Origin of the sequence: Sphingopyxis bauzanensis, assembly GCF_002205675.1 — a bacterium.
Lineage (GTDB): Bacteria > Pseudomonadota > Alphaproteobacteria > Sphingomonadales > Sphingomonadaceae > Sphingopyxis > Sphingopyxis bauzanensis.
In genome coordinates this window covers 266,777-287,411 of sequence record NZ_NISK01000002.1, presented here as the reverse complement: position 1 = coordinate 287,411, position 20,635 = coordinate 266,777, and the positions used below count along the sequence as shown (strand labels likewise).

20 protein-coding genes and 2 pseudogenes are annotated in these 20,635 nt (G+C 62.4%); 9 read left to right on the top strand and 13 right to left on the bottom strand.

Translation table 11 applies throughout. The annotated features are described in order from the left end of the window. Positions 1-6 precede the first annotated feature (6 nt). The 3 genes and pseudogenes from CDQ92_RS21615 to CDQ92_RS07955 all read right to left on the bottom strand — a co-directional run. Positions 7-432 (bottom strand): annotated as a pseudogene (locus tag CDQ92_RS21615) (CAP domain-containing protein); the annotation flags it as partial. A gap of 77 nt (positions 433-509) precedes the next feature. Next, the gene (locus CDQ92_RS21610) at positions 510-1,190 is read right to left on the bottom strand and encodes a L,D-transpeptidase (protein WP_229667157.1); all 681 of its coding nucleotides are present in this window, start codon (positions 1,188-1,190) and stop codon (positions 510-512) included. Further along, positions 1,187-1,774 carry a PEPxxWA-CTERM sorting domain-containing protein gene (locus CDQ92_RS07955; protein ID WP_144035713.1) on the bottom strand — a complete coding sequence of 196 codons (588 nt, stop codon included), beginning with the start codon at positions 1,772-1,774 and terminating at the stop codon, positions 1,187-1,189. The genes CDQ92_RS21610 and CDQ92_RS07955 overlap by 4 nt, the downstream gene beginning before the upstream one ends. Before the next feature lie 553 nt (positions 1,775-2,327). Here CDQ92_RS07955 and CDQ92_RS07950 point away from each other — a divergent pair. The 4 genes from CDQ92_RS07950 to CDQ92_RS07930 all read left to right on the top strand — a co-directional run bounded on the left by CDQ92_RS07950 (position 2,328) and on the right by CDQ92_RS07930 (position 6,383). Continuing rightward, positions 2,328-3,011 (top strand): helix-turn-helix domain-containing protein, encoded by a 684-nt coding sequence (locus CDQ92_RS07950; RefSeq protein ID WP_088440872.1) that lies wholly within the window; start codon positions 2,328-2,330, stop codon positions 3,009-3,011. A gap of 473 nt (positions 3,012-3,484) precedes the next feature. After that, positions 3,485-3,829: a hypothetical protein gene (locus CDQ92_RS07940; protein ID WP_088440870.1), complete on the top strand. Its 345-nt coding sequence runs from the start codon at positions 3,485-3,487 to the stop codon at positions 3,827-3,829. A 258-nt stretch (positions 3,830-4,087) separates the two neighbouring features. Next, on the top strand, positions 4,088-4,420 hold the full coding sequence (locus tag CDQ92_RS21090; protein ID WP_229667191.1) for a PEPxxWA-CTERM sorting domain-containing protein: 333 nt from the start codon (positions 4,088-4,090) through the stop codon (positions 4,418-4,420). After that, a complete protein-coding gene (locus CDQ92_RS07930; protein ID WP_158213794.1) occupies positions 4,404-6,383 on the top strand; it encodes a toll/interleukin-1 receptor domain-containing protein in 1,980 nt (659 codons plus the stop codon). Before CDQ92_RS21090 ends, CDQ92_RS07930 begins: the two co-directional genes overlap by 17 nt. Positions 6,384-6,537: 154 nt before the next feature. Here the strand turns inward: CDQ92_RS07930 and CDQ92_RS07925 are convergent, their stop codons facing one another. Beyond that, on the bottom strand, positions 6,538-7,596 hold the full coding sequence (locus tag CDQ92_RS07925; protein ID WP_158213793.1) for an acyltransferase family protein: 1,059 nt from the start codon (positions 7,594-7,596) through the stop codon (positions 6,538-6,540). Between the two features lie 240 nt (positions 7,597-7,836). Then, entirely contained in the window at positions 7,837-8,340 is a 504-nt protein-coding gene (locus CDQ92_RS07920) for a hypothetical protein (protein ID WP_144035709.1), read from the bottom strand. 281 nt (positions 8,341-8,621) lie between these two features. Between CDQ92_RS07920 and CDQ92_RS21605 the strand changes: the two genes are divergently transcribed. Continuing rightward, positions 8,622-8,870, top strand: coding sequence for a hypothetical protein (locus tag CDQ92_RS21605; protein WP_088440865.1), 249 nt, complete (start codon positions 8,622-8,624; stop codon positions 8,868-8,870). A 342-nt stretch (positions 8,871-9,212) separates the two neighbouring features. Here the strand turns inward: CDQ92_RS21605 and CDQ92_RS07910 are convergent, their stop codons facing one another. Together CDQ92_RS07910 and CDQ92_RS07905 are read right to left on the bottom strand one after the other, a co-directional pair. After that, positions 9,213-9,587: a glycine zipper 2TM domain-containing protein gene (locus tag CDQ92_RS07910; protein WP_088440864.1), complete on the bottom strand. Its 375-nt coding sequence runs from the start codon at positions 9,585-9,587 to the stop codon at positions 9,213-9,215. 277 nt (positions 9,588-9,864) lie between these two features. Continuing rightward, positions 9,865-11,051: pseudogene (locus CDQ92_RS07905) on the bottom strand (putative bifunctional diguanylate cyclase/phosphodiesterase). 117 nt (positions 11,052-11,168) lie between these two features. On the opposite strand from CDQ92_RS07905, the gene rsgA reads away from it, so the two are divergent. The 3 genes from rsgA to CDQ92_RS07890 all read left to right on the top strand — a co-directional run bounded on the left by rsgA (position 11,169) and on the right by CDQ92_RS07890 (position 13,744). Beyond that, positions 11,169-12,164: a ribosome small subunit-dependent GTPase A gene (gene rsgA / locus CDQ92_RS07900; protein ID WP_088440863.1), complete on the top strand. Its 996-nt coding sequence runs from the start codon at positions 11,169-11,171 to the stop codon at positions 12,162-12,164. A 167-nt stretch (positions 12,165-12,331) separates the two neighbouring features. Continuing rightward, positions 12,332-12,880 (top strand): hypothetical protein, encoded by a 549-nt coding sequence (locus CDQ92_RS07895; protein ID WP_088440862.1) that lies wholly within the window; start codon positions 12,332-12,334, stop codon positions 12,878-12,880. 264 nt (positions 12,881-13,144) lie between these two features. Then, positions 13,145-13,744 (top strand): PEPxxWA-CTERM sorting domain-containing protein, encoded by a 600-nt coding sequence (locus CDQ92_RS07890; protein WP_144035707.1) that lies wholly within the window; start codon positions 13,145-13,147, stop codon positions 13,742-13,744. A 79-nt stretch (positions 13,745-13,823) separates the two neighbouring features. Here the strand turns inward: CDQ92_RS07890 and xth are convergent, their stop codons facing one another. Together xth and ligD are read right to left on the bottom strand one after the other, a co-directional pair. Further along, complete coding sequence (xth, locus tag CDQ92_RS07885) at positions 13,824-14,660, bottom strand: exodeoxyribonuclease III (RefSeq protein ID WP_088440860.1); 837 nt, start codon at positions 14,658-14,660, stop codon at positions 13,824-13,826. Continuing rightward, positions 14,657-16,546 (bottom strand): DNA ligase D, encoded by a 1,890-nt coding sequence (gene ligD, locus CDQ92_RS07880; protein WP_088440859.1) that lies wholly within the window; start codon positions 16,544-16,546, stop codon positions 14,657-14,659. Before ligD ends, xth begins: the two co-directional genes overlap by 4 nt. A gap of 259 nt (positions 16,547-16,805) precedes the next feature. On the opposite strand from ligD, the gene CDQ92_RS07875 reads away from it, so the two are divergent. Then, a complete protein-coding gene (locus tag CDQ92_RS07875; protein WP_088440858.1) occupies positions 16,806-17,411 on the top strand; it encodes a DedA family protein in 606 nt (201 codons plus the stop codon). Here CDQ92_RS07875 and CDQ92_RS07870 read toward each other — a convergent pair whose 3' ends face one another. The 4 genes from CDQ92_RS07870 to CDQ92_RS07855 form a co-directional block, all read right to left on the bottom strand. Next, positions 17,412-18,749: a PQQ-dependent sugar dehydrogenase gene (locus tag CDQ92_RS07870; protein WP_088440857.1), complete on the bottom strand. Its 1,338-nt coding sequence runs from the start codon at positions 18,747-18,749 to the stop codon at positions 17,412-17,414. Beyond that, on the bottom strand, positions 18,746-19,174 hold the full coding sequence (locus tag CDQ92_RS07865) for a DUF2231 domain-containing protein (protein WP_088440856.1): 429 nt from the start codon (positions 19,172-19,174) through the stop codon (positions 18,746-18,748). The genes CDQ92_RS07870 and CDQ92_RS07865 overlap by 4 nt, the downstream gene beginning before the upstream one ends. 102 nt (positions 19,175-19,276) lie before the next feature. Then, complete coding sequence (locus CDQ92_RS07860) at positions 19,277-19,885, bottom strand: flavodoxin family protein (protein ID WP_088440855.1); 609 nt, start codon at positions 19,883-19,885, stop codon at positions 19,277-19,279. A 55-nt stretch (positions 19,886-19,940) separates the two neighbouring features. Continuing rightward, a complete protein-coding gene (locus CDQ92_RS07855) occupies positions 19,941-20,561 on the bottom strand; it encodes a retropepsin-like aspartic protease family protein (protein WP_088440854.1) in 621 nt (206 codons plus the stop codon). Positions 20,562-20,635: the final 74 nt, after the last annotated feature.

Genomic DNA, 20,635 nt, shown 5'->3' with positions numbered 1-20,635 from the left:
CTCGCCCGACCGGCCCCAGATCAGCTGGGTATAATGCGAAACATCCTGCGGGCGGCCCGTGCGGCTGTTGCGGGGAAAGACGCCGGGAACGAAATATTCTTTCTCGGCGATCCACAGATCAACCATCGATTCCGGGCGGAACGCGCCTGGTGTGCCACCCCAGATATTCTCGCCCTCGAGCGGGCGCCCGGGGACATTGGGCGAATGCTCGAAGCGCCCCGTCGCGGCAAGATGATCTGCCCAGGCCTGCGCACGCTGCGCGAGATCGCCGTTCCAGCGCAGCGCCGGCACGCCGGCGAGCGCACGCTCGCGGTTATGGCTGTCGAGCAGCCGGTCGTTGATGGCGCCGAGGCGCGGCTGCGCGCCGGTGAGCACGGTCGCTGCCAGCGCGAGAAAAGCGATCTTTCCTGTCGTTTTGCCAAACCGCGCCATAGTGCATCTCCAAGAAGCGGGGATGCCCTACTTCCGAACGGACTAAGACGAGGTGGCAGGATTTGGTTAATTTCTGATTAGCTGTTGGTGCCCGCCGGGCGGCGCGGTGCGCCGATATCGGCCGATCTTATGATCTCGACGCTGTCGCCGATGCTGGCGGCATCGAAGAGGCGCTGCGCAAATTTGTCGGGCAGGCCGATGCAGCCATGGGTCGCGCGGCGGCTCGACATCGGGCTGCCGTGCAGCGCGACCCCGGTATTGGTAATGAACAGCGAATGCGGCATCGGCGCATCATAGGTGCGCGAATGATAATCGCGATGCTTGGAGAGGATCGGGAAGCGGCCGAGCGGCGATTCCATCGTTTCATCGCCATAGACGATCACCGCGGTGCCGATTTCATGACCGCCCCGGAACACCGAGATCAGCTGGGTTCGCAGATCGACCCAGATGGTGAGCGGTCCTGCCGCGACTCCCTCGTCGTTCCAGCGAAAATCGCCGTGCCGCATCACGCCTTCGGTCCGCAGCAGTGAGCGGACGCCGGCGGGCAGCAATCCGCTGCGGCGCGCCGCAGCTTGCTGAGCGGGCGAAAGGTTATCGCGCTGTGGGTTCTGCAATTCAGGAGGGGCGGCGGTAGCCTGCGCCGCAGGGTCTGCTGCGCCTGCCATCAGCGGCACGGTCACAAGACTATTTGCAATCAGGAAGCCCGAACCGATTGCGACGACGAGGAGCAGCGCCGCCAGCAGGCCGCGACCTATCATGCCGGGCGCAGCGTGCTTTCAGCCGAATTTTTGCGCCGCCGCATGGCCGCCGCGCACAGGCCGAAGCCGATCAGCATCATCGCCCAGGTAGCCGGTTCAGGGACCGGCGCGACTGGCGTCTCGGTGCCGGGCGGAACGGGCTCGACGGGGGTGGTTGACGTGGGAGGCGGCAGGATGCCTCCGATACCACCGGGGGTGCCAGGCGTGCCAACGCCGCCCGGCGCGCCACCGACCGATCCCAGCGGGAGCAGATCGGAGGGAGGAGGCGCCGCCAGATCAATAGGTCCGGGAACGCCTGCCATTTCGCCGAGCGATGCCTCGGGGGTCGTGTCGAAAATCTTGCCTAGCGCCCGCTGCTCGGGTTCGCCGCCGCCATTGCCGCGCCGACCCATCAGCCGATCGGTCAGCGACGGGCCCTTGCTCGCCTTGCCCTTGAGAAGATCGGTTTCCGATCTTTCGCCGGGCGAGCGGCCGAGGTAGCGATCGAGTGCATCAGAAGTCTGGGCCATCAGGCTGCCGCCGTCGCCGCTGAAAGCCGGAATGGTCACCGACATCAGCGCGAGCACAAGCATGGCAAGCGCCATTGCTGCGACGCGACGCTTTTCAGCTATAAATGCGATCAACCGAGACATATCAGCGGGGTAGCGCAAATATTACATCGCGTGAAGAAATTTGTTTTGCCTTCAGCCCCCATGTCCCGTTCGGGCACAGTGCCGGACCCACTTGTAAATCTTCGATCCGCAGCAAGAGCGTGGTTATTGTTCGTCGAGGATATGCTGACTATCCATCAGAAAACAAACAATTAAAGTTAATAGTCGGCGTGTAGGAATGGCCGTCTGGCGGCTAGCGGACGAGGCGCGCGGACTACGGGGTGACCCTGGCGATGTCGTTCGGCCGAATTCCTGCAGCGACCGAATTGACCACAGTTTTGTAAAAGTTGTTACATGTTCGGGCGCGGATACGGCATTTAGGACGATCCCGGCAAACCGACTCGGGTTCCGAGCGCCATGACGGGGAGCGTCCCCCGCTTCACTTGCAGGTCCTGACGCTCCGCCGAACCGCGCCGCGGCGGTTCGCCGCGTCATTTGCTGCTGCGGCGCTAGCATTTTGTTAACCGCGCGCACCGACAATGAGGCTATGGCCATTTCTGCATATCTTCAGTCGCCGGCAGCCGATGCCGGCAGCAGGCGCAAGCCGCGCCGCAAACTTCAGCTCGATGTGCCCGCCGCCCATGCGGGCGGTGAGGGGCTGGTTGTTACGATTCACAACATCTCGCAGAGCGGGATGCTGATCGAATGTAATGCCGGCCTCGCCATCGATGACAAGATCGACGTCGAACTGCCGCACGCCGGGGTGGTGACCGCGCGGCTGCTCTGGGCGAGCGGTTCCTTGTTCGGTTGCGAATTCAAATCGCCGATCTCAGCCGCTGCGGTCAGCGCGGCCGAGTTGCGCGGATTGGCTCCGCCGGTATCAGCACCCGAAGCCCCGACGCCGTCGGGGACCAGCGAAGTGCACAACCCGGCCCTCCGGTTTGGCGCCAATCTGAGACGTCTCCGCATTGCCCGCGGCCTCAGCCAGGCCGACGTTGCGGCCGAGATGGACGTCAGCGCGCCTTCGATCTCGGGCTGGGAAAAGGGACGGGCGCGGCCCAAGCCCGACCGGATGACGGCGCTCGCCGCGCTGCTTGGCGTGCCGGTGACCCAGCTGCTCGTCGATCTCGCCGCCGAGCCCTATGAGGATCTCATTGTTCAAGGGCGCGATCGCATTGCCCGCGCAACGGGAGCTAGCCCCGACAAGATCCGGATTTTCATCGAGATTTGACAGAAGCATTGCATCGCGAGGCGTCGACTGCCAGCGCTTGCAAGCCTGTGGCGGCTATTGTTCTCACCGCGCTATTGAAACGCGGTGCCATCGCTGGCTGCTGCGATTAGCCGTTGGATGGAGCGGTCAGCGCTGGCGGGTTGGTTATGCGGCTTGACGTAGTTCGGCTTTCGTCATCTCCTTCAGGTTGTTCATGTTAAGATATCGATTAGCCTCAAGCCAGTTTTCGTGGGTCTCGATAGCAAGGGCCCGGCCCACTCGGTGGGGGCCGATCGATTCTCCAACCGTCCTAATAACCGCTGTCTTTCCGCGTTTTCCTCTCAGCACATCGCTGCCGACCACAAACCCTGTGGATTTCGCTCGATTTGACATGGCGTCCATTTGAGGGACACGGTCGAGCAATTAACATTAACATGACAATTGCCAGTTTTACCTAAGGATGCCAAGAACCGGCCTTGGGTGGGGGATTAAATATGCTGGGCCGGTTTGCAAAGTTATGCGCGATTAGCGCCTGCGCTCTTTTAGCCGTGCCGGCGATGGCAGGACGAGGAACGCAGGTCGATGTGCCGTTCGGAGGGGCGGCCTGCTCGCTGGGCAGCACGAATTGTACGGGTGTCGATGTGTGGGCATCGGGTATCTTCTCGACGGCCTATATCTATAGGGAAGGAATTATCTCCTTCGATGGATTGCTGCCGGTCGGTGCGACCTCGAACGATCTGTCCAGTCTGGGGACGGGAAACTACCTCGCTGTCGGGTTCAGCAATACCGCTAACTACGGGACCAGCGCATTCAGGCGCATTGGGACAGACCAAGACTAAGGGTATTACGGGTTCGAAGCGTATACTTTCAACTTCTATAACCAGGATGAGCCACGTTACGCTTCAGATCCAGATACCGGAGAGATATTCTACTCCTCGCCTTTTGCGCCTGCCCTTCAAGGACAGCTCTTTTCGCTCGATCGCTTCTTGACCGCGGATCAGCTTTTCAGCGGGGTTGGACTCGCCGCGGGATATCGGCCAGGGGCGGAACCCTTGCCCGGCGCATATGTTGGATTCCAGCTGGGCGGCGTGCAGCAGATGGTCATGAATTCGAATGGATTGCTTATCGGCTCTGCGCCCCGGGACACCGATGTGTTCACCCAGACGTATTTCAATGCTGGCCACCCGCCCGAACCCCTCTACGACGACAACGGAAATCTCCTTTTAGATGATGATGGGAACGTGCTCTTCGGCCCGGATGTTCCGCCAGGCTGGTCGGAAGCAACCAGATTCACGCCTCTCTATGGTGATGCCACGATATCGTCGCCCGTGCCCGAACCCGGGGTTTGGTTGACGCTATTGCTTGGCTTCGGTGCCGTTGGCGGAGCCATGCGGAGCAGGAAAAACGAAGGCCGTGCCATCACCGCCTGACCCTGACCATAGCGGCGACCTGAAGCGGTATGCCGCTTTCATCAGCTATAACCAGCGAGATCGCGCGCAGTCGCGCTGGCTCCACCGTGCGTTGGAGACATATCGCTTTCCCGCCAAGCTAATCGGGCGAGACACCAAGGTCGGAACTTTGGGTAATCGGCTACCCCCGATATTCCAAGATCGCGCGGAACTGTCAGCATCTGCCAACCTGGCGGCTTCGGTGCAGGTCGCGCTCGCGCAGTCCGCATCCCTGATCGTGATCTGTTCACCAAATGGCGCGCGTTCGCGCTGGGTCAACGAGGAAATCCGGGAATTTATCCGCCTGGGGCGACAATCGGAAATTCAATGTCTCGTGATAGCGGGCGAACCGCGCCCACTTCGCAACGCCGACGACCCGTCCGACGACGGTGCCTTCCCGCCAGCCCTGTTCGAGAGCGGGGGTCAGGAGCCGCTTGCGGCTGACATCAGGCCCGGGATGGACGGTAAGAACTTGGCCCGGCTGAAGCTGATCTCAGGCATTACGGGCCTTGCGTTCGATGAGCTGCGCCAGCGCGAACAAAGCCGACGCACAAGACAACTGGTCATTGCCACATCAATACTCGCGCTGGCGTTGCTCCTGGTCGCATCGCTAGCGGTTTTCGCACTGGTTTCTCGGGGCGAAGCGATCACGCAACGCGATATTGCGCGCCAGAAGACCGTGACCGCAGAGCGCACCGTGGAGTTCGTCAAATCCATGTTTGCCGTCGCGGATCCGTCTCAGGCGCAGGGCGAGGTAATAACCGCTCGGCAGATAGTGGATCTTGGCGCGCTACGGATCGATCGCGAATTGGCCAATGAACCGACGGTCAAGGCTGAACTGCAAGTGACGCTGGGCGAAGTGTATACAAACCTGGGCTTGTTCAAGCAGGGGGACTTATTGCTTCGCCGCAGCCTCACCGACGGCGCTGCCGATCCAGGTCTCCGGGCGAGGCAGAAACTTGCCTTGGCAGAGGCGCTTTCATGGCAAGCGGATGACGAAGCCGCCGCGCGCGCCTACCGCGAAGCATTGGCCTTGACGCGGTCGCGCGATTTTGACCGCATCTATCTCGTTCCCCGCATTCTGGCGGGTCTGGGAGAAACTGAAGGCTACCTCGGCAACGTGAAAAGGGCTGAGGATTTGATCCAGCGCGCGCTCAAGATCGACCGTGCGCGCAATCAAGGAGAGGGGCCGGAGGTCGCGCGTGATTACGAGGCGTTGGGGCAGGTTTATCTCGGTGCCAATCGCTATGCCGACGCCCGTGCCTATTATGACAAAGCGTTAGCGATACGCCTGGCCCGACAGGGCCCATTGCATCCGCGCACTATCCAAGACCTCAATCAACTCGGCGCTGTGGCTTATCTGGCAAACGACCCCGGGGCAGCGGAGCGATATTGGTCTCGCCAACTTCCGCTGGCAGAGAAAGTGCTGGGGAAAGATCACCCTGAGGTAGCCGTGACCCTCAACAACATTGCGCGAATCCGCGTCGAACGAGCGCGCTATCGCCACGCCATCCCGCTTTTGCGCAGGGCCATCGCTATCCAGTCGGCGCAAAGGAGCGAGGGCAACGAAGAACTGATCTTTCCTACTTACAATCTGGCGTTGGCACTTCGGGCCACAGGCGACCTAAGCGAAGCCACCCAGCTTCTTAAACAAGCCCTGCCAATCGCTGAGAAGCAAAAGCATCGCAATCTGGCTCCGATTCAGGTCGAGCTAGCTGACATATATTGCAAAGGTGGAAACACGGTGGAAGCTCTTGCGCTTCTTCAAAAGGCGCGCCCTTTAATGGCTAAAAACTATCCGGACCAGCCGTGGCGCTCTGCGTTGCTCGACTTTACTGCTGCGTCGTGTCGCGGCGACGTAGCGGCCATGACCAGCAGGCGGAAGGTCGTCCTGACTAGATGGCCCTTGCCAAGTTACTTCGGTCAGCAGGTATCTCGCCGGTGAGACAGCGCGGTTTACGTTGCGAACGCCTCAGCATAATCTTTGGTCAAAGTGACGCGGCCGATCTTGCTGCGTGGGATGGACCTGGGATCGCAGTGCCGTAGCCACGCCGGACCGCAAGCGATCGGGTTAGACGACCAGGTTTTTTGCCTGAAGATCAGGCGAGTGGATTTTTCGGCATTGCCGCGTCTTGCGCCAACCCGGCGGCGACATCGGCACGGGCGGAACGGCCGGCCAAACGCCTGCCCAGGGAGTTCCAGCGCCGCTCATAATGGAACGTCGAGAGATGGGCGCATGCGAAGGTGGCTGCGAGGAGGAAGGGGCGCTTGGCATATTTGACCAAGGTGTCGCCCGAGCCGAGCCAGCTGCCCGCAAAAATGCCGTGGAAGACATAGAGGGCGTAGGATGTCTGAGCGACATAAACCACGCTGCGCCACTCGCAAAGAGTGCGAAGCCAGCCCGGCGCGTTGTACAACGACGCTCCGATCATCAATGCGCAGATGTAGGGCCGCAGATAGGGCAGATAACCGATCCGCACATCGGCGCTCGCAAACAGCAGCGGAAGCAGCAGAAAGATACTCGGCCGCGCGACCATGCGGCGGACCCGCTCACCGAACCAGCCTTCATAGATCAGCGCCAGCGTTGCCCCGGCGAGGATCTCATCGGCCCGGAACCAGGTTACGATCGATATCGGCTCCTGCCAGTAGAAGCGCGCGCAGGTAATCGCAGCGCTGGCGAGCGGGATGATCAGCAGGGCTCGTTTGCCGCCAACCGCCACCAGCAAGGCGACCGATAGGTAAAATTGAACTTCGAGGCAAAGGCTCCAGAAATGCGCGCCCGGAGCCACCAGCGAAGCGGGTGGCAGATTGGCTACGAACAGCAAATTGCCAAAAATCTCGCCGGTATTTGCGCCGCCTGCCACGACGAAGGCGAGCAGCATGCCGAGCCAGCCGAGGGGAACGATCCGCAAAAGCCGCCGGATGAGGAACCGGCGGATATCGCCGTCCTCGATCAGAAAGCGGGTGATGAGAAAGCCCGACAAGGTGAAGAACATCACCATGCCCGTCGCAGCCGTCGGCTCGTTAAGCTGCCAGCCGCTCGGCCCGATCGGCACAAGGTGACCGGCAAGCACGAGCGTAATGCTCAGCGCGCGCCAGCCATCGAGCAAAGGCAAATGCTGCAGCGGCGCTGGCCCTGCTCCCCCGGATGACTGCATCAATCTTTCCCGCTTGTCTTCGTCGACAGATGCTAGGCGGTTTTTGTCCTCTGTCCAGCGTGGCGTGATCGGTGCTGCGACTTTCCTGCCTCTGATTTTCGCCAATTCGTCCATGGCTTTAACCGCACCGGCCACGCAGAACGTCCATTTTTGGCTATTGTTTTGCCCACCTGATTTGGCGTCGCTGTAGCGAAGATGTAGATGCAGCGCAGATCCTATGCGTCCAAGTGTCTCGGCAGCCTATGACGCGTCCATGTCGGGGGTGCGAGGATAGATTGCCGCTGCACTGGCGACGATCCCGATGCCGACCATCTCCGGCACCGAACTCCAGTCAATTCGGAAGGTGCGGCCGCCCAGAAAATCGTCAAGGTGATGAAATGACGCCGCGCGCAGGAGCGCGAAAAGGCCGATGAATGCAAAGCCCACCACAGCAAGACGGACGGCATGATCGGCGCGCCGGGTCAGCCAGAGTATTGCCAGCCCTGCCATGGCGGCGACGCCGGATAGCGCGATGACGAAGGCATATTGCGCTGCGCGATGCGCACCATACCAGCCGAAGGCTTTGGCATGCGTCCGGCCCGCGATCGTTATCAGCGTGTGTAGATCGAGAAGTTCGTTGATTGCGAGGAGAACTAGCAGCCCCGCCGCAAACTGCCAGAAATGGCGTTCGAACGCGGCCGAAGTGCCGCGCGCGGCCGCCCGCATCGACATCGCGGCCGCAACCAGGCAAGCGGCGATTGTCACCCAATCTGCCATTTGCGGCGGCGCGATCGAAGCTTGCCATTCGCCGACCACTCTTCTTCCCCTCATTACGGGTCACCACCCGGGCGCGGCATGATTAGCACAGGATGTGGCTCGAACAATCGGACTTACCGGCCGGCGCCAGTCGGTCCTTGGCTGGTCAGCGGCTGCAAGGAACGCCGCACCCGGCTTCGCGTCGCCACCAAACGCTCGCCGAACAGATCGCTCGAAGAGAAGCGACAGCGAAATGGGCGGGGCCATTTTCTATCCTGGGGCTCGTACCAATGCCGACGCTGCGCTCGCGTCGATTCGAAGGCCATCGGCGCATCCGCGCGATAGCAGCGGCATCGGGGTTTGCCCCGGCGACGGTGTTGCGGGCGGCTGCCCTGCGCGATCACAGCAAGCTCGACCGGCCGCCTGAGGCCGATCAACTCGAGCTATTGCCGATCTTCGAGCGGTCCGATCCCGAAAGCTGGTCAATAAAAATGGGTTCAACCTTGCACTCGGATCGTTTAACCAGATCAACAACCTAGCAGAAGATCCGACAGGCCCGTGTTAACGCAGCGGCGACAGGAATCTATCGCCGACCCGGCACCCAAAAGTGCCAAATGGCGTGCAGTGTGCGACCGGCTGGTCGCGCCGTTACAGTGGCCGATGCTCGATGCGCCCGGCGAAAGTCTTGCGGCCATTGAACTCAACTAGGCGATAGAGATAGCGAGCGACCAGTTCGGCGATACCGCGCGCGACGCGGCGATCGAGCAGTTGCAGCGCAACTATTTCTGCGAGTTAGGGCTGCTGCGCCGAGCGTCCGACCGTCAAATGCCAAGAGATTTAGCTTCTGATCAGCCGCTCGCGCAGCTAACCGCAGGCTGCGGTCAGCGGCACTTGATTTCGCCGCGATCGATTGCCCGGCCAAGCAAGCCGCCACCAGCCGCACCGAGGATCGTGCCGACAGTTCGGTCGCGCCCGCCGTCGAGTTCGCGCCCAACGAGCGCGCCGACCGCTGCGCCGATGATCAGGCCGGTGGTGCCGTTATCACGGCGGCAGTGATAGCGCCCATCGCGGCCGCGCCAGATGCGATCGCCGCGCGACAGGCGGCGCGGCTCATAATAGCGGCCGTCACGGTCATAAAGCGCGCGCTCCTTTGCCCGTTTTCCGTGCGCGGGCGCCCAAGGCGGGGGGTCCGCATAAGCGGAAGCAGAGGGCAGGGCGAGAGCCGCGAGCAGCGCGGCGGCCAGAAATTTCTTCATCACATTTCTCCTCGGCAGCTGGGTAAACGGTTTTCGCCTAACCGGCGGTGAACGACATATTGACCCGACACTGGCGCGCGCTGCAAGGGCTTCTCGATCGGTGGAGCGGTGCCAGCGACAGATATGCCATTAGGTTGAGCGACTCCTGTCTGCGCCGCAGCGCGCGGCATCGCGGTCGGAAGGATAGGCCAGGATGTCGGGCGGAGCTGGGGAGCGAGCGGCGCACCTAGATTGAAGGCGCGACGCTGCGGGTCGGATCCAGTCGGATCCGTTTTGCTTACAGTCCGAAACCCCCGCTTGGCCGCTTGAAGGCGCGCTGCGAACGCGACGCTGCGGCGTCCCGCGCCGGCACCGCCTCGCCAACGATGCGTAATTGTGGTCCGCCAACCACGGCTTCGGCGGGCGTCCCAAATAGGAACCCTTGCGCCTGTGGGCATCCTTCTTCGAGCACCATCAGGCGCTGCGCTTCCGTCTCCACCCCTTCGGCCACGACAGGCAAGTCGAGGCTGCGACCGAGGCCGACAATCGCACGAATGATCGAGCGTGCCGACGCGTCGTCGGTGATGTGGCAAAACTGCGATCGATCTTGATCTTGTCGAACGGGAAAGCCTGCAGATTGCTCAGCGACGAATAGCCGGTGCCAAAATCGTCCATCACGATCCGGACGCCCAGTGCCTTCAAGCGGTGAAGCGCCTCCAGCGCTGAGGCGCGGTCGCGCAGCATGACGCTTTCGGTGACCTCGAGTTCGAGACGGGTGGCAGCAAGCCCGGTTTCGGCGAGCACCGCCTCGACAATCGCGGGCAGGTTGGGAACCTGGAACTGCACGGCCAATACATTGACCGCGATGTTGACATGCGCCGGCCAGCGGACCGCCGCGCGGCACGCTTGTTTCAGGACCCATTCGCCGATCGGGATGATCGCGCCGATATCTTCCGCGATCGGAACGAAGATGTCGGGCAGGAGCGGGCCGCGGGTCGGGCGGGCCCAGCGCAGCAACGCTTCATAGCCGACGATCGCGCCGCCCGCGGTCGCGACGAGCGGCTGGAACATCAAGCTGAGCTCGCCGCGCGTGATCGCGTGTCGCAGGTCATGCTCGAGCTCGCGTCGCTCGCGAACCAGGCGTTCCATTTCCAGGTCGAAGAAACAGGCCATGCCGCGCCCGCGTTCCTTCGCGCGGTAGAGCGCGACGTCGGCATTGTGGCGCAGGGTCTCGGCGTCGATGGCATCGGCAGGAAATAGCGCCACGCCGATGCTGACCCCGACCGCCATCGGATCGCGGGTGATATCCATGTCGCGCGCGAAGGCCGCGAGGATGGCCGACGCCAGCTGCTGGGCATCGCGCACATCCGCAATGTCGCGCTTAATGATCAGAAACTCATCGCCGCCGATGCGTGCGACAATGTCACGCTCGTCGGTGACGTCGAACAGCTTTTGGCAGGTCCGGCTTTTGATCGACAAGCGCACGAGAAGGAATCGTCGCCTCTCGCCATCACCCGACAGCGTCGGCTATAGTCGATGTCCGCACAGCGACCAACGCGGCATATTCTCTTTGGGGTCGCAGAAGGATGCTTTCGCCGCGTTATGCAATCAACTGACAAATGCCTGGAAGAACTCGGCTGGAACGAGTTTTTCAGCGATCAGGTCTCCGAAGCCGATGTCGGGCAATGTCGCCCCGTACGGGTCATGGCGGTTCATCGCGGCAAGATCGCCGTGGCGGGCGCTGGGTTTGAGAGCTTCATCACCCCCTATATAACGGGTGCGGAACCGGGTGACGACCATCCGACTGTCGGCGACTGGCTGCTGATCGACCGCGATACGGCCGCGCCCATGCGCGTCCTGCGCCGGATGAACCTGTTCAAGCGGCGCGCGCCCGGCGATCCGCGCAAAGAGCAGATGATCGCCGCCAACGTCGAGACATTGTTCATCGTCGCCTCCTGCAACGAGGATTTCAGCGTGGCGCGATTGGAACGCTATCTGGTGCTGGCGCGCGAGGTGGGCGTGGATCCTGTCGTGGTCCTCACCAAGATCGACCTGACCGATCGCTTGGAGGATTTCGCGGCGGCGGCGCGCGCAATCCAGCCCGGTCTGGATGTTGAAACCGTCAATGGCCGCGATGCCGAAAGCGCCGCCCGGCTCGCTGGCTGGTGCGGCAAGGGGAAAACCGTCGCGTTGCTCGGTTCCTCGGGCGTTGGCAAGTCAACGCTGGTCAATACGCTACGGGGTTCGGACAGTATCGCGACGCAGCCCATCCGCGCTGGCGACGGCACCGGGCGCCACACGACGACCGTCAGGGAGATGCACCGTCTGGCGCAGGGTGGCTGGTTGCTAGACACACCCGGCATGCGCGAGCTGCAGCTATCGGATGCGGCCGAGGGCATAGCCGAGGTCTTCGACGATTTCATCCTCGTCGCGCAGCAATGCCGTTTTTCGAACTGCGCGCATGGCGGTGAGCCGGGCTGCGCTGTCCGCGCCGCGATCGCCGAGGGCTTATTGCCTCTGGCGCGTTTCGATCGCTGGCAGAAACTGGCGGCCGAGGATGGTATCATCCACGCTCGACGCACGAAGCGTCCCCGGTAAGGGATGCCGGGTGCCCATGACCGGGTTATTGGTCGAGGCCATTGTAAAATGCGGCCTATGGGCAGGCCGTCGGCTCGCCGTGTCCCTTGCACGACCGACACCATCCTATTCGGAATGCGGCCACAAAATGCTACACGCGAGGAAATGCTTGGTACAGGAGCGTTCAAATGCACCAATTTTTACGTCCGATCGCGGCGCTGCTTCTTGCGGGCGCAACTCCCTTTACCGGATCGGCGGCGCTGGCGCAGGAGCCGGCGCCCGCGTCTTCGCTGGTCGCGGGCGCCACAGTTTATGACGTGAATGGCGAAGAGGTCGGCAAGATAGCCAAAGTGACGGGAGACAGGGTCGCCGTCTCGATTGACGGCAATGGGTTAGGGTTGCCGAGGCAGGCCTTTGTGCAAGGTGCCAAGGGCCCTGCTCTGAAAGCGACGAAGGTAAAAATTCTCTCCGTTCTGAGGCAAGCCGAGGCCAATGCGGCAGCCGTCGGCGGCGCGTTGAAGCCGGGGGCTGCGGTGCGGAGCGCCGACGGGGCGGTGGTGCTGGGCAAGATCACATCGGTAACGCCGCAGGGCGCCTTGCTGACGACCAACGAAGGCAACATCACCATGCCGCGCGCCGCATTTTTCCTGTCGAAAAATGGATTGGCGGTAAAGCTCAGCGAAAAGCAGTTTCTTGACGGCGTCAAGGCGGCGCGGGCCCAGAAAAAGGGCAGTTGATCGGGCCCCCGCGCGCCCGGCGATTCGATTTTATCAGCCCAAACCTACGATGCCCAGCCCATTGCAGGCCGCATAGGCGGCAACCCCGCCGGCGCATGCTCGATTCGTAAGCTGCGCGCCGAAACAGCTTGCGCGAATGCGAAATGTCTCAAAACAGGACGATAATTTGACGGCCCCGGCAGCAATCGGTTGCAGCCAAGGTAATTTGCTGCTTTAGGAAAGTTAAGTTTGTACAAATGTTTAACGCAACCAGGGGCTAGCATCATGACACTTAAGAAGCGACTTCTCATCTCCGCTATGATCTTCGCCGGCATCGGCGCTGCCCCTGCTACTGCAGCGGAATTTATCGATTTCGAAACGACCGCGGGAGGGGCTGCAACCCTTGATGGCGGCGCCATCGGAAATGATTTCAGCGCATTCGGCGCAACGTTTACAAATGCCTTTTACCGGCAGTGCGGTGGCGGTTGCCCTGCACCAGCCAATGGCATCTTCGCTTCGTCCAACAATTTTGCGAACCCGTTCACGATCACCTTTGCGGGCATTACCAACGCTTTCAGCTTCTCCAATGTCAGCAATTCCTCGGGGACTGCCAGCGCATTCGGGATCGGCGGAAACCTGCTCGAATCGATCGCAATTTCAGGCTTCCCGTCATCCTTCTCCTTCACCTCGACGGGCATCAATTCGATCTCGTTCTCAAGCAGCGCGCAGCTTGGCGTGGACAATTTCGCATTCGGTGACGTCCAGGGCATGAGCGCCGTCCCTGAGCCGGCTGCCTGGGCCATGATGCTGATCGGGTTCGGCTTCGTCGGCGGCACAATGCGCGCCGCAAATCGCCGCAAGAAGTTTGCCGTAACTTACGCCTGATTAACACGGCCATCAAAAAGCGCCGCCAGTCGAGAGACCAGCGGCGTTTTTTTGTGCCGGGCGCGCCGCTCTCGCCGGTCTAGTGCTGGCCCCCGGCGGCGTGGGAATTCTTGTCAGGAGGCTTTTTGTTTTTCCTGACCGGCGGGCCTTTCAGCTCGATGCACACCGGGGTGTGATCGCTGCTTTTCTCCCAGCCGCGCGGCCTGGTATCGACCTCGGCCGTCTGGAGCAGCTTTTTGGCGGGTGGATTGAGCAACAGATGATCGATGCGGATGCCGGCGTTGCGCGCGAACGCGTTTCGCCAATAGTCCCAGTAGGTGTAAATCGGCTCGTCAGGATGAAGATGGCGGATGGCGTCGGTCCACCCTTGCGCGAGCAGGCTTTCAAAAGCAGCCCGGGCCTCGGGGGAGAAGAGCGCGTCGTCCTTCCAGCGTTCGGGCTTGTAAACATCGCGCTCGGTGGGAATGACGTTGAAATCGCCGGCGACAACGACGGGTGCCTTTAGATCGATCAGCGTTTTGAGATGGGCGGCGAGGCGGGCCATCCACGCGAGCTTATAGTCGAATTTGGGCCCCGGCATGGGATTGCCGTTGGGCAGATACAGCCCGGCGATCAAGATACCGCCCACGGCCGCTTCGATGTAGCGGCTCTGCCGGTCTTCGGGATCACCCGGAAGGCCGCGGCGCGTTTCCTGGATCTCGCCGATCCGGCTGAGCAGCGCGATGCCGTTCCAGCGGCTCTGCCCGTGCCAGATCGCCTGATAACCGGCTTTTTCGATCGCGGCGCGCGGGAACGCTTCCTGCGGTGCCTTGAGCTCCTGCAGCACGACAACGTCGGGCTCGGCAAGCGCGAGCCATTTGAGCAGTACCGGCAGGCGGCCGTTGACCCCGTTTACATTGAAGGTCGCGATCTTCACAGGTCTGGCAAGGCCTGGCTGGCGCGCCCCCAACCGGCCAGGGCTTTTGACTGCGCGCGCCTGAGCAGCGTCTTCGTGTCGCCGATATGGAAGTGCGACGCTTTGTCGATCGTTGCCATTTCTTTCCAGCTGATCGGCGCCGCAACCGGTGCCTGTTCCCGTGCCCTTGCCGAATAGGGCATAACGGCAGTCGCGCCGCGCTGGTTGCGCAGATGATCGACAAAGATACGGCCCTTGCGCTGCGCTTTGGACAGCGCCGCAGTGAAATTGTCAGGATCATTCTGGGCCACCGCCTGGGCGAGACGGCGCGCGAAATCCTTCACTTCGGGCCACTCCGCGCGCGGGGTCAGCGGTGCAATGACATGGACGCCCTTGCCGCCGGTGAGCATCGGAAAGCTCGCCAGGCCGATATCCTGCAGAATATCGCGAAATTGACAGGCGGCGCGGCGCACCGCCTCAAAGTCCAGCCCTTCGTCGGGATCAAGGTCGAAGACAAGCCGGTCGGCCTTCTCGACATCTTCGACGCGGGCGCCCCAGCCGTGGAATTCGATCGTTCCCATCTGCACGCAGGTCAGCAGGCCTTCCGGTGTGTCGACATAAAGATAGGGCTCGCTATCGCCGTCCTTCTCGGTGATCGCGACCTGCTGCACCGCATCGCCAAATGCGCCGGCATCATGTTTTTGAAAAAAGCATTTCTTGGCGCGGCCTTGCGGACAGCGGACAAGACTGATCGGCCGTGAACCGGCCCAAGGGAGCATGATCGCAGCCACCGCGGCATAATAGTCGGCCAGATCGCCCTTCGTTATATCGCTCTCGGGGTAAATCACCCGGTCACGGCTGCTGATCGCAACGGCGGCGGCTGAGCCTGCTGCAAAATCCGCCGCCTCGGTTTCGAGCGTGACCGCGCCGGGACGTTTGTCTTCGCGCAGCCCGAGGTAGCTCGGATGGCGCAGCGTACCCTCCCGCGTCATCTCGGCATAGGCGATCTCGGCGACCAGTACCGGTTTGATCCAGTGCGCGCCGCGCGTCTCGCTGCGCGGCGCGCTGACCGTCGCTGCCTTTTGTTCCAGTGGCTTCATCAGCGCTGCCAGTCGCTCCAGCTCAGCCGCATCGAAGCCGGTTCCGACCTTGCCCGCATATCGCAATTGCCCCTTTTCATGGACGCCGAGCATGAGCGAGCGGAAGGCACGCTTCTTGTCGGAGGGAACCCATCCGACAACGACAAACTCCTGCCGCCGGATGCACTTGGTCTTGAGCCAGCTGCCCGACCTTGCACCGACATATTTTCCATCGGCTTTTTTCGAGATCACGCCTTCCAGACCCGCGCTGCAAAAGCGCTTGAGCAAATCCTCGCCATTCCCGGCAATATGATCGGAATATCGCAGACGCCGATTCTTTTCCGGCAAAAGCTTTTCGAGCTTCGTCTTGCGGGTCCGTAGCGGTAGCGCGGTCAGATCCTCCCCGTCGAGTTCGAGCAGGTCGAAGGCGTAGAAATCGATCGCGCCGGGGTCCGCTTTCAGCGCGTTTTGCAGCGCCTGGAAGTTGGAGCGCCCGTCGCCGTCGACGACGACCGCTTCGCCGTCGATCAACGCCGAGCCAAGCTTGAGTTCGCCAGCCGCTTTCAGCAGCGGCGCAAAACGGTCCGACCAGTCGAGCCCCGAGCGGGTATAGGCGCGGGCTTCACCGCCTCCAATCGCCAGCAGCAGCCGGTACCCATCATATTTCATCTCGTGCAGCCAGTCGTTACCGCTGGGAACCTGATCGACGAGTTTGGCCAGCTGCAGCGACCGGAAGGGAGGCGGAGTACCGGGCCCAGCGATATCGTCGTCGCCGCGGCGGCGGCGCGGCGCGGTGCGGTTTTTGGTCGGAGGGCGGACCTTGGCCATGCCGTAACTACTCGATTGCCGGCCCTTCGTTCCCGGCCCGCGCGAGCAACTTCGCGCCGGTGCAGACGTTGAAAACAGGAAGCCCGAGGGAGTGCATCATGGTCCAACGCAAGCGAGCGATGCTTTTGCCCCGTCGAACCCTGCGTTTTGACAGACGAGGCCGCGGGTCGGTGCGCTTCGCTTGTCCTATGCCACGCGCCAATTCGGGCGCCTTGATCGTGCGCGAACCGCGCCATCCGGCTGCACCGGTCACAGCCCCATGACCGACTGGATCACCGACCTCGTCGAGAGCATGGGCTATATCGGTATTCTGCTTTTGATGTTTCTCGAGAATGTCTTTCCGCCGATTCCATCGGAAGTCATCATGCCGCTTGCCGGGTTCGGCGCCGCCGAGGGCAAATTTCGCCTGGCGCTTGTCATCGCCGCAGGGCTGACGGGTACCCTCGGCGGGGCGCTGTTCTGGTATGCTTTGGCGCGGCGGATCGGAGACCAGAGGCTGCGGCGCTGGGCCGACCGGCATGGCCGCTGGATCACCTTGAGCAGCGTGGAGATTGACCGGCTCGAGCAATGGTTCTGCCGTCATCGCGGTTGGGCGGTGCCACTGGCGCATCTCATTCCGGGGCTCCGCACCCTGATTTCGATTCCGGCCGGTGTTTTCGCGATGCCCCTGCCACGCTTTGCCGTGCTGACCGCGCTCGGCGCCGGCGTTTGGACGAGCGCGCTCGCGGCCGCGGGCTATCTCCTTGGCGACCGCTTTGAAGGCGTCGACCGCTATCTGGGACCAGTAAGCACCGCGATTATCGGCGTGCTGTTCCTCGTCTATATATGGCGCGTCGTTCATTTCCGGCCCGACCGACGAGCCTGACTAATTGGTATCGGACAGGCTGCCGACGGGCGAGGCGAGCGCGACCGATTGCGATGCCGTGACGCGCCAGACCGTGTTGGAAAGATCGTCGGCGACCCACAGCGCGCCGCGGGCCGGATCGTAGGTGACGCCAACGGGACGACCGCGGGCGCGCCCATCCTTGATGAAGCCGGTCACGAAATCTTTCGGCTTGCCCGTCGGTCGGCCACCGGCAAAGGGGACGAAACTTACCTTGTAACCGACCAGATTGCGCCGGTTCCAGCTGCCATGCTCGCCGATAAAGGCGCCCTGCGCATAGCCTGGGAAACCGGTGCCGCTCGCAAAGCTCAACCCGAGCGGCGCAACGTGCGAACCCAGCGCATAATCGGGCGTCACCGCGGTCCGCACGAGCTCGGGTTTTTGCGGCTGGACGCGCGGGTCGATATGTCGGCCCCAATAGCTGTAGGGCCAGCCATAAAAGGCCCCTTCGCGCACTGCCGTCAGATAATCGGGGACGAGCTCGGCGCCAAGTTCGTCGCGTTCGTTGACCACCGCCCAGAGCTGGTTCGAGCTCGGTTCGAAGGCAAGCGCCGTGGGGTTGCGGATTCCCGAGACATAGATGCGACTGGCCCCGGTCGCTGCATCGACCTCCCAGATGACGGCGCGGTTTTCCTCAAGGCTCAGACCGCGTTCGCCGACATTGCTGTTCGAGCCGATGCCGACATAAAGTTTGCCGCCGTCAGGGCTCGCCGCAAGCGCCTTGGTCCAGTGATGGTTGACCTGGGAGGGCAGTTTGGTGACTTCTTCACCCTTGCCCACGATGCGGGTCTGCCCGTCGCGATAGTCGAAGCGGAGCAGGGCGTCCTGATTGGCGACATAAAGGCGCCCTTCCACCAGGGCGAGGCCATAAGGCGCGTCTAGATCGTCGATGAAGGTGGTGCGCAGCTCAGGCCGGCCGTCGCCGTCGGCATCGCGCAGCAACGTGATGCGGTCACCGCCCTCGACGCCGCTTTTGCCAAGGCTCTTGATATAGCCTGCGATCACATCCTTGGGCCGCAGCTTCGGCGCGTTGCCGCCGACGCCTTCGGCAACGAGAATATCGCCATTGGGCAGCACGAGGATCTGGCGCGGGATCTTGAGATCGGTTGCGACGGCTGTGATGGTAAACCCCTCGGGAACCGTCGGCTGCTCGCCCTCCCAACCCGCGGGCTTCGCGATTTTCATTGGTGGGACGAGCGTTTGGTCGCGGGTCGGCAGCTGGGGGCGGGGACCCGTCTGATCGAGGCTGTCTTCTCCCCCGCCGCAGGCCGCCAGAATGGTCGCAGCCAGCAGGCTGGCAAAGAACAGGCGCGCGGTCATCGTGCGATCCTCTCGCCACTAAAGCCGAGCCAGCCAGCGGCGAGCGCGGTGACGGCCGCGACGATCGAAAGCGCAACGCCCGCAGTCCCGACCGAACTCCATGCGTCCTGGCTGTGCTTGAAAGCATTGATCAGGCCCGCGCCCCACATGACCAGCAGGAGCAGGAAATAGGCAAGCGCATGACGCCGGGCCGGATCTCGGCGCCGCCGCCAAAGGCCGAGCGCGGCCCACAGCAACAGCGGGGCACCGGCGAGGAGCGCGCCGGTAATCGCCCAGGCTGCAAAATTGCTCCACTGCATCTCTGCCGTGTTCAGATAGGCGATATCGGAGAGCAGCGCGGTGGTGAACAGCGCGACGGGGAAGGCGAGCAGGAGACCATGAACGGGATGGACCGGGCGTCTGTCCGGGCTGGGTCGGGTGGCCAAGGCTCATTCTCCTTTCGCGTCGCTCCCTGAAACAATGCACGGCTGCGCCAGAAGTTTCGCGTGGCTGCTGCGCCGCGGCGCGCAAGGTCAGCCCGGGCGAGGTCAGCCCGGATAGGGTGACTGCTTGAGCAGCCGGGCGAGATGCGCGGCGTTGCCCGCCACCATCTTTGCTGTCTTGCTGATGGAACGTGGACGGTGCTCGAGATCCTTGAAATCGACCGAGCCCATCGCTTCGCCGACCCAATAGCAACCAGCCACCGCCGGAATGGTCCAGCCGACGTCGTTTAGGGCCTGAAAGATCTGGCTGCAGACATGATGGGCGCCGTCCTCATTGCCGACGACCGCGGCGACCGCGACCTTGGAATAGCTCGGCATCCGCCCAGCATCGTCGGTTTCGCTGAGAAAGGCGTCCATTCGTTCGAGCACGAGCTTGGCGACGCTCGAAGGCTGACCCATCCAGATCGGCGTGCCGAAGATCAGGATGTCGGCGGCAAGAATTTGTTCGCGGATCCGCGGCCATTCGTCGCCGTCGCCCTCGTCCGACGTGACGCCCCAGCGCAGATGATGGGCGGCGATGCGCACCGGGTCGCTGACGGTGACGTCTTGGATTGCAAATTGCTCGGCGAGCACCCCGATCATGGCGTCGGTCGAACTCTCGCGGCCGCTCGCGGAGAGCGAGCAGTTGATGGCGGCGGCGGTAAGCGAGGGCATGTCATTCTCCTTTGCCCCCTCGAAGACAATGATCCGGCCCGCGCGGTGGTTCCCGCTAGGAGGTCGCTTCCGGGCGGTGGGGAACAAGAATGAGCGTGCGTCCCTCGACCCGCCATGACGCGAGTTCGGAGAGAAAGTTCATCCCGAGGATGTCGGTGTCGCCGAGCCCCGGCGCGATCACAACCTTGAGCCTGCGCGCTTCAATATTGCCTATTTCCAGCCGATCGATGGTCGCGGCCGTAGCCTGCACCGTGCCGTTCGCGGTCTTCATGAGCAACGGGACCAGCGTTTCATCACTGTCAACCCCGGCAGCCGCCGCGGTTGCCTGCGATAGCGCGGTGACGGTCGCGCCGCTGTCAACGAGCATGCGCCGCTCGGTCCCGTTCACGCGCGCGGTGGCCCAAAAATGCCCGTCCCGATTCATCGGAATGCGAACCTCGTCGCCGGCGACTTGCTGCTGGTTGAGGCCGAGCTGCGCAGTCACGCGCGACAGCGAAGGATCATAAGGCGATTGCTGGAGCACGACAAAAATAAGGGCGGCGAGGATGGCAAATGACAAACCGGTCCGAAGGACAGGCCCCACATAAGGAATTTTGAACAGGAGAAACAGGATCAGCGCCGCGCCGACCGCGTAGATCGCGAGCTGGTCCCAGGGAAGGTCGATGGTGATAGGCATGTCGTCTCCGATTTTACCAGCGGGCAGGTGTCGCGCGGCTGAACGATGCCATGCCCTGCGCCAAGGCGCGGCGC